Genomic DNA, 6,627 nt, shown 5'->3' with positions numbered 1-6,627 from the left:
GTGTGGGGGGGGGGGGGGGGGGGGGGGCCTCGCGGCGCCCCCCCCCCCCGGGGCCCCCCACTCCCCGCAGCCAGGCATGGCCTGGCTCTACCGATCGGGCTTTACCCGTGCAACCCGTATCCGGTACTGGTACACGTTGTCGCCTTCGATGCGCGTGGCCTCGGTGCCACGCACCTGGCCCACCTTCTGGTTGGAGCCGGTGACCGGTTGTGCCTTGACCTCGGTCTCGTGCTCGAAGGAGTGCGATTTGTCGCTGTTGCGGTAGTAGCGGTACAGCGCCCAGTACAGCGCGGTTGCGCCGGCCGGACCTGCCGCCAACAGCCAGAGGCCGCTATCGTCGCTCATGAGGTTGCCATCAGGATGAGGATTGCCAGTGCTTCGATGACCGTGCCGGCGGTCAACGCCGCCAGCAGCATCTTCCATTGCTGCACGGGCACGCTGCCCATGGTTTCGCCAGTACGGCCGTTCACCGCGATGTAGTGCAGCATGCCGCCGTTCTTGCCGGGCTGGTGGTACGAATACAGCCAGACCGGCAGGTACATCGATACCCAGCGGGTGCCATGCACTTCCAGCTGCTCCTGCTCCCAGCGCACGCCACGGTTGTAGCCGCGTACCGAAGATTCCACCTGCGAGCGCGCAATGGACAGCAGCTGGTCTTCCAGTCGTGGCCGCAGCTTCTCCACGTCCAGGTTGCGCTTCTCGGAGGTGAAGCCCGCCAGGTACGAGGCATTCCACTTCACCGCGTTCTTGGTGTCGAACGGCAGGATGGTGTTGATGATGTTGTTGGTGTTGGTGCGGATATCCAGGTTGCCGCGCTCGGCGGAGGATTCCAGCGGCAGATCGTCAACGGTGAAGTCGACCTGGCGCTCGATCTGATAGATGTCGGCGTCATAGACGGTGCGCTTGTTCTTCTCGCTGCCCACGGTGTACTGCCGGGTCTGGATCTCGCCCTTGCCGGCCACGGCCGCGCTGACATTGCTGTCCACGATCATGTAGGGCAGGAACACGCCCACCACGTTTTCCGGGGTGAACTCCTGCTTGAACGCCTTCAGCGCGAACATCCGGCGCTTGTCGACGAACTGGCGGATGCGCGCGACCGCATCGTCCTTCTTGATATGGAAGGGAAGGACGGCATCGGGCACCGCGCCGTTGCTGATCTGTTCGTTGACGCCGAACACATGGCGGCACCAGTGGCAGCGCGCCGTCATCGTGCTTTCGGTGTTGACCGTGACTTCGGCGCCGCAGCCGGTGCACTTGAAGGTCATCAGTGCCGAGGTATCGGCGTCGATGTCACGCGCGCCGGAGGCGATGACGGTGCCACGCAGCTGGTCGATGGCTTCGCCCAGCCCGAATTCCTCTTCGACCCGCGCGCCATGCCATTCGTGACGGCAGTACAGGCAGACCAGGATGTCGGTGCCGGCCTTGGGCCGGATGTCGGTGGCGCCGCACTTCGGGCAGCGGTTGAGGCCGTCCTTCAGCTCGCTGGCCGAGGTGTCGATGGCGACCGGGTCCGGGGCTTCCACTTCATCGCGGATGGCCTGCGGCAGCGTCGAGGTGTCCAGCGGGAAGCTGCCGGGCAGGGGAGGGACGTCCTGCGGCGAACCCGGTCCACTCAACGACGCCGCCCGCAAGGGCGGCGGCGTCGCGGGGGGGGGGCGCGGGAGCGGATCCGGGCAGCGGCGGGGGGCCGTTTTGGGGATCGGACATGTTCGTTGTGCGTCCTGCCGTTACAGGCCCAGTGCCTTGGCCTTCAGGGCGTCGTAGTCGCTCTGGGTGATCAGGCCCAGGTCCAGCATCTCCTTGGCCTTCTTCAGCTTGGCCACCGGATCGTCCGCGGCCGGCGTCACCGGCTGCTGCATGCCGCCGACACCGAACATGCCCGAGGCCATGCCGACACCGACCAGGCCCGCCGCACCGCCGTTCTCGCCGGCCGACTGGATGCCCTGGGCGACGCTGGCCTGCAGGTTGGAGTTGCCGCGCGAGCCGGACAGCGCATCGGCGCGCTGCACGGTCTTCAGCAATTCACGGGTGTTGGCGTCGTACTCGATGGAAACGATGGCGGTCTTGACGATGGCCAGGCCACGATCGCTCTGCCACTGATACGCCTGCTCGACCGCAGCGGACAGGCTCTGCGCGAAGCCGATCGAATCCTGCTGCAGCTTGGTGATGCGGTTGCCCTTGCCCGGATCGTTCGTATACAGGCTGAAGGCCGGGGCCAGCGAACCAACCACTTCATTGAACAGCTGGCTGGCGGCGGCGTTGTCCAGGTCGGTGAAATCGAACACCTGGCCCGGCTGCAGGTAGCTGGCGGGCACGAAGTTCTTCACGAACAGGATCGGGTCGACGATCTTCAGCGTGTATGAGCCACGGGTGACCGCGCCGACCTGGGTGTTGAGGAAGCCGTCGTCCCAGTAGATCTCCGACTGGGTACCGAACCGGTTGTCCGGCAGTTCCTTCAGCGACACGAAGTAGGCGGCCTGCTGCGAGCCCGGCTGGCCGCCGAACTTGAAGCGTTCCCAGCTCTGCTTGATGAAGGTGCTGACCAGGCCGTCACCGGCAAAGATCGACTGCGAGTTCAGATCGTCCGAGCGCCACTCGTAGCCGCCCGCTTCGGCAACGAACGCGGTGATCGCGCCGTCCTGGAACAGCAGCAGGCCGTAGCCTTCCGGCACAACGATCTTCGAACCATTGCTGATGATGTTGGACGAGCCGCTGGTGTTGGAGCCGCGGCCGGCGTTGGTGCCGCGCGGTACCGCTGCAAACAGGGCCGCCGTGGACGGCAGGCCCGTGGGCACGGTGTAGAAGTCCTTCCACTGGTCGGCCAGCACACCGCCTACCGCACCCTTCACCGCCTGTACCAGACCCATGTCCAACTCCCTGTGATTCGAGGGCAGGCACCGTGCCTGCCGAGCGTGGCTGAATATAGCAGCGGCCGGGGACGGCAGGAGTGCCGGAAGATGAATTCCGATCAGGCCCGGTCGGTACCAACCGGACCGGCGCGTACCGCCTGCAGCACGGCGGCCATGTCCAGTGCGCCCAGCCCGGCGTGCTGCGCCTGTGCGAACAGCGCATCGCTGGCGTTGATCAGCGGTGCATGCATGCCGACCTCGCGCGCGGCGGCGGCCACCAGCCCGCTGTTCTTGTACACGTCGGTGATCGAGGCCTGCACGGCAAAATCGCCACGGGCCATCTTGTCCAGCTTGATCCGTGACACGTCACTGGCCATCGGCCCGGCATTGAGCACCTGCGCGAAGCGTTCCAGCTCGATGCCGTGGGCTTCGGCGAAGTGCACCGCTTCGGCCAGGCCGGTGACCAGCGTGATGAGGTACAGGTTCACCGCCAGCTTCATGCGCAGCGCCGACGGCACACTGCCGCAGCACACCGTCTGCCGGCCCATCGGTGCCAGCAGCGGTGCCGCCACGGCGAGATCGGCATCGGTGCCGGCCAGCAGGATGACCAGCTGCGCCGCTTCGGCCTGTACACGGGAGCCGGAGACCGGCGCTTCCACGTAACGGCCACCCGCAGCACGGATCTGTTCGCCCAGCGCCTGCGAATACGCCGCCGAACTGGTGCCCATGTTGATCAGCAGGCGGCCGCGCACGCGTTCGCCGAACGCGCTGCCCTGTCGATCGAGCACGCCGTCGATGGCGTCGTCGTTGGCCAGCATCAGGATGAGGGTTTCGCAGGCTGCGAATACGTCGTGCAGCTGCTCACGGACCTCGATGCCTGCGGCACGCGCGGCGGCGTGGTTGCGGCCGGAGCGGGACCAGCCCAGCACGGCATGGCCCGCCCGCGCCAGGTGGCTGGCCATGGGGGTTCCCATGACGCCCAGGCCGATGAATCCCAAAGGCATGGCTGGCTCCAGAGCAGGACAGGACACCCATCATGCCGCAGACCGTCGCTGCGTGGCTCAGCCAGCTGCGCGCAGGATCAGTGCATAGCCCACCAGCAGCAGGACACACAGCGGCAGCGTGACGAATGAAGCGATCATCCAGCGCAGCGCCTTGCGCGATGCCACCGTGGCCGGGCCGATCTGGCCGGCGGCGAGCAGCGATGACGTGCGGTTGGCGTAGACGGTGGCGACGATGCCGAAGGGCCAGAAGCCACCGAAGATACTCAGGACCGCCCACATCAGATGGTTTTTGGGCGCCGCCGGGGTAGTGTGTTCCATACGTTGAATCTCCTTGATCGGGGCGCGGATTATGCCGCCGGCACGCGGCGCGGTGATATGGGTGCGGTGCTGCACGCTGCCCAGATATCGCTGGCGCCGCGCCACAGCCCGTGAAAAGGACGATTTCCTGGTGCTGCGGGGGTCCGCCAACGCGTGAATGTCGCGCGGCGATCGGGATATTCACGTGATTATCATCACGTTTCTCTTGAAACTCCGATTCGATAATCGGAAATGCCGGCGCCGTGAAGGCGTTGGGGGAATCCGGATCCGTCCGACGTCCGCATCGTCGACCCACCGACGGCAACCCCCTGGGGGCATGGGGGCGGACAGCGTGCGCGTTGATCTGCGTGTGCAGCGGCTGGCGCGAGGCGCGGCGTAGGCATCGCAGCATCACGCAATGAAGCCAGACGCTAGGCATTGCGCGATCGCCTGGTGCAGCAGCACCGGGGCGCCATTCGCAAGGGGAGTTTCAATGCACAGGCAAGTCAGTCAGATGTTGCAGCGCGCCTATCGACCGTACCGGTCCTTGCCCGACCTGCTGGGCGCGTTCATCAAGGAGTTTTCGCAACACCATGCGCTGCGTGGCGGCCGTGTCCATCTGCGTGGACCGGGCACGGCCCCTGGCCAGGACGCGTCGCTGGAGGCCGGCCAGCGCCTGCCGATCCGCTACGGCGGCGAGGTGCTCGGCGAGCTGCAGCTGGAAGGCGAGGCGGATGGACTGGACAGCAGTGCGCTGGCGCTGGGTGAGGCATTCGCGCATCGATGCGCACATCTGATCAAGCGCTATGAAGCGCAAGCCTGGGCCGAACAGGCCCTGAGCCGCCCGTTGCTGCTGGTCGGCGCCTGCGACGCGTTGAAGCAGATGGAGGAGTTCGTCGAGCGCGCTGCCGCCAGCCAGTTGCCGGTGCTGCTGCGCGGCGAATTCGGCACCGAGAAGATGGAACTGGCCGCGGCCCTGCACAGCTGCGGTCCGCGGCGGCGGGGGCCGTTCGTCGAGGTCAACTGCGCCCACCCACAGGAAACGCCTGCGGACTGGTTCGCGCGCGCCCGCGGCGGCAGCCTGTATTTCCACGAGGTGGATGAGCTTCCGGTTCCCTTGCAGGCGCAGCTCTCGCATTGCATACGCGAGCTGGAGATGGCCACGGTCCAGTCCGGCCAGGCCCGCGCGATCCGGGTGATCGCCTCCACCAGTGCCGACCTCGAGCAGCGTGTGCGCGAGCGGCAGTTCTCGCGGGCGCTGTTGGCCGGGCTGGAGTTCCTCACCGTGGACATTCCCCCGCTGCGTGAGCGAAGCGACGATATCGATGCGCTGGTGGCGCGCTCGCTGCAGATGCATGGGTTCAACCCGCAGGTCATCAGCGAGGACGTGCTGGACGCGCTGCGTGGCCATGACTGGCCCGGCAACCTGCTGGAGATGGAGCGGGTGGTGGTGCGCCTGGCGGTGATGACCGGCGGGCGCAGCATCCGTCGTGAGGACCTGCTGCGGCATGCGCCTGGCCTGATGCTGGGTGAAGCGGCGGTGGACGCGGATCGTCCGTTGCCCGAGGCGGAGGCGCTGGAGGTGGCCGGGGCAGCACCACAGGCAGTCGCATCGACGGCACCTGCCGCGTCACACGACGGCCTGCACGATGGCCTCAAGCGTGCGCTTGCCTACCTGAAGGATCATGCCGCCGAGCCGGTCACGCTGGGCGATCTGGCGCGCCAGGCGCATGTGAGCCAGTCGCACCTGGGCTTCCTGTTCCGCAGCGAACTGGGCACCACCTTCAAGCTGCTGTTGCAGCAGCAGCGCATCGAACACGCCAAGCAGCTGCTGCGGGGTGGGCAGCGCCTGCGCATCACCGATGTCGCGCTGCAGGTCGGCTTCGGTGACCTCAGCCATTTCGAGAAGAGCTTCCGGCGCCTGGTCGGGGTCAGTCCGCGCAGCTATCGGCGCATACCGGAGCAATGAAAAACCCCGGCGCAGGTTCAGGCCTGCCCGGGGTGTGCGCATCACCGCAGCGGACGCTACCTGGCGTTCGCTTCGGCGGCCCTGCGTACGGCTTCCTCGGCGGCCTCATCCGCGCGCCGGGCGGCTTCGGCGGCGGCTTCGACGGCCTGCTGCGAGACCATCATCGCCTGGCGGATGCCTTCCTCGCTTGCCGCCATCGCGGCGTCGGCCAGTTCCTGCGCAATCTGCATGGGGGTTTTGCCGCCGGGACGGTCCGGCGTGGGGAATGGAGAGGGTGGGATCGGGAAGGTCATCGCAGGAACTCCTTCTGGGGCTGGGGAGGAGGAGCCGTCGTTGCGCTCCCCCAGGATGTGGCGCAATGCCGACTGGGCATCGGCCAGGATCTTCTGCGCCTGCTGCCGCGCGGCCTGACGGGCCGCCGCCCCCGCCCCCCCGGCGGGCCCCGCCCCCGCGGCGGGGGGGGGCGGCCCCCCCCCCACACGCCCCGGGGGGGGGGGGGGGGGGGGGA

At 67.4% G+C, this 6,627-nt stretch carries 7 protein-coding genes; 1 reads left to right on the top strand and 6 read right to left on the bottom strand.

Annotated elements, in window-relative coordinates; genetic code table 11:
• Window positions 1-87: 87 nt before the first annotated feature.
• From O0J73_RS20920 to O0J73_RS20900, 5 genes are all read right to left on the bottom strand, one after another.
• Window positions 88-345, bottom strand: coding sequence for a hypothetical protein (locus tag O0J73_RS20920; RefSeq protein ID WP_053449832.1), 258 nt, complete (start codon window positions 343-345; stop codon window positions 88-90).
• A complete protein-coding gene (locus O0J73_RS20915; protein ID WP_308309555.1) occupies window positions 342-1,616 on the bottom strand; it encodes a TFIIB-type zinc ribbon-containing protein in 1,275 nt (424 codons plus the stop codon). The genes O0J73_RS20920 and O0J73_RS20915 overlap by 4 nt, the downstream gene beginning before the upstream one ends.
• A gap of 111 nt (window positions 1,617-1,727) precedes the next feature.
• Entirely contained in the window at window positions 1,728-2,867 is a 1,140-nt protein-coding gene (locus O0J73_RS20910) for an SPFH domain-containing protein (RefSeq protein ID WP_006446992.1), read from the bottom strand.
• A gap of 101 nt (window positions 2,868-2,968) precedes the next feature.
• Window positions 2,969-3,853 carry an NAD(P)-dependent oxidoreductase gene (locus O0J73_RS20905; RefSeq protein ID WP_308309554.1) on the bottom strand — a complete coding sequence of 295 codons (885 nt, stop codon included), beginning with the start codon at window positions 3,851-3,853 and terminating at the stop codon, window positions 2,969-2,971.
• 57 nt (window positions 3,854-3,910) lie between these two features.
• On the bottom strand, window positions 3,911-4,246 hold the full coding sequence (locus O0J73_RS20900; RefSeq protein ID WP_308309553.1) for a CD225/dispanin family protein: 336 nt from the start codon (window positions 4,244-4,246) through the stop codon (window positions 3,911-3,913).
• Window positions 4,247-4,643: 397 nt separating this feature from the next.
• On the opposite strand from O0J73_RS20900, the gene O0J73_RS20895 reads away from it, so the two are divergent.
• A complete protein-coding gene (locus tag O0J73_RS20895; protein WP_308309552.1) occupies window positions 4,644-6,119 on the top strand; it encodes a helix-turn-helix domain-containing protein in 1,476 nt (491 codons plus the stop codon).
• Between the two features lie 56 nt (window positions 6,120-6,175).
• Here the strand turns inward: O0J73_RS20895 and O0J73_RS20890 are convergent, their stop codons facing one another.
• A complete protein-coding gene (locus tag O0J73_RS20890; protein ID WP_040007664.1) occupies window positions 6,176-6,412 on the bottom strand; it encodes a hypothetical protein in 237 nt (78 codons plus the stop codon).
• Window positions 6,413-6,627 lie beyond the last annotated feature (215 nt).

This window comes from Stenotrophomonas sp. Sm6012 (assembly GCF_030985895.1).
Taxonomy (GTDB): Bacteria; Pseudomonadota; Gammaproteobacteria; order Xanthomonadales; family Xanthomonadaceae; genus Stenotrophomonas; species Stenotrophomonas forensis.
The sequence above is the reverse complement of the archived record's forward strand: the minus strand, read 5'-3'. Positions and strand labels throughout refer to the sequence as shown.

Excerpts from the sequence above, each read along its gene's own strand:
- O0J73_RS20910 (WP_006446992.1), bottom strand. The coding sequence starts at position 2,867 with ATGGGTCTGGTACAGGCGGTGAAGGGTGCGGTAGGCGGTGTGCTGGCC.
- O0J73_RS20895 (WP_308309552.1), top strand. The coding sequence starts at position 4,644 with ATGCACAGGCAAGTCAGTCAGATGTTGCAGCGCGCCTATCGACCGTAC.
- O0J73_RS20920 (WP_053449832.1), bottom strand. The coding sequence starts at position 345 with ATGAGCGACGATAGCGGCCTCTGGCTGTTGGCGGCAGGTCCGGCCGGC.
- O0J73_RS20890 (WP_040007664.1), bottom strand. The coding sequence starts at position 6,412 with ATGACCTTCCCGATCCCACCCTCTCCATTCCCCACGCCGGACCGTCCC.
- O0J73_RS20905 (WP_308309554.1), bottom strand. The coding sequence starts at position 3,853 with ATGCCTTTGGGATTCATCGGCCTGGGCGTCATGGGAACCCCCATGGCC.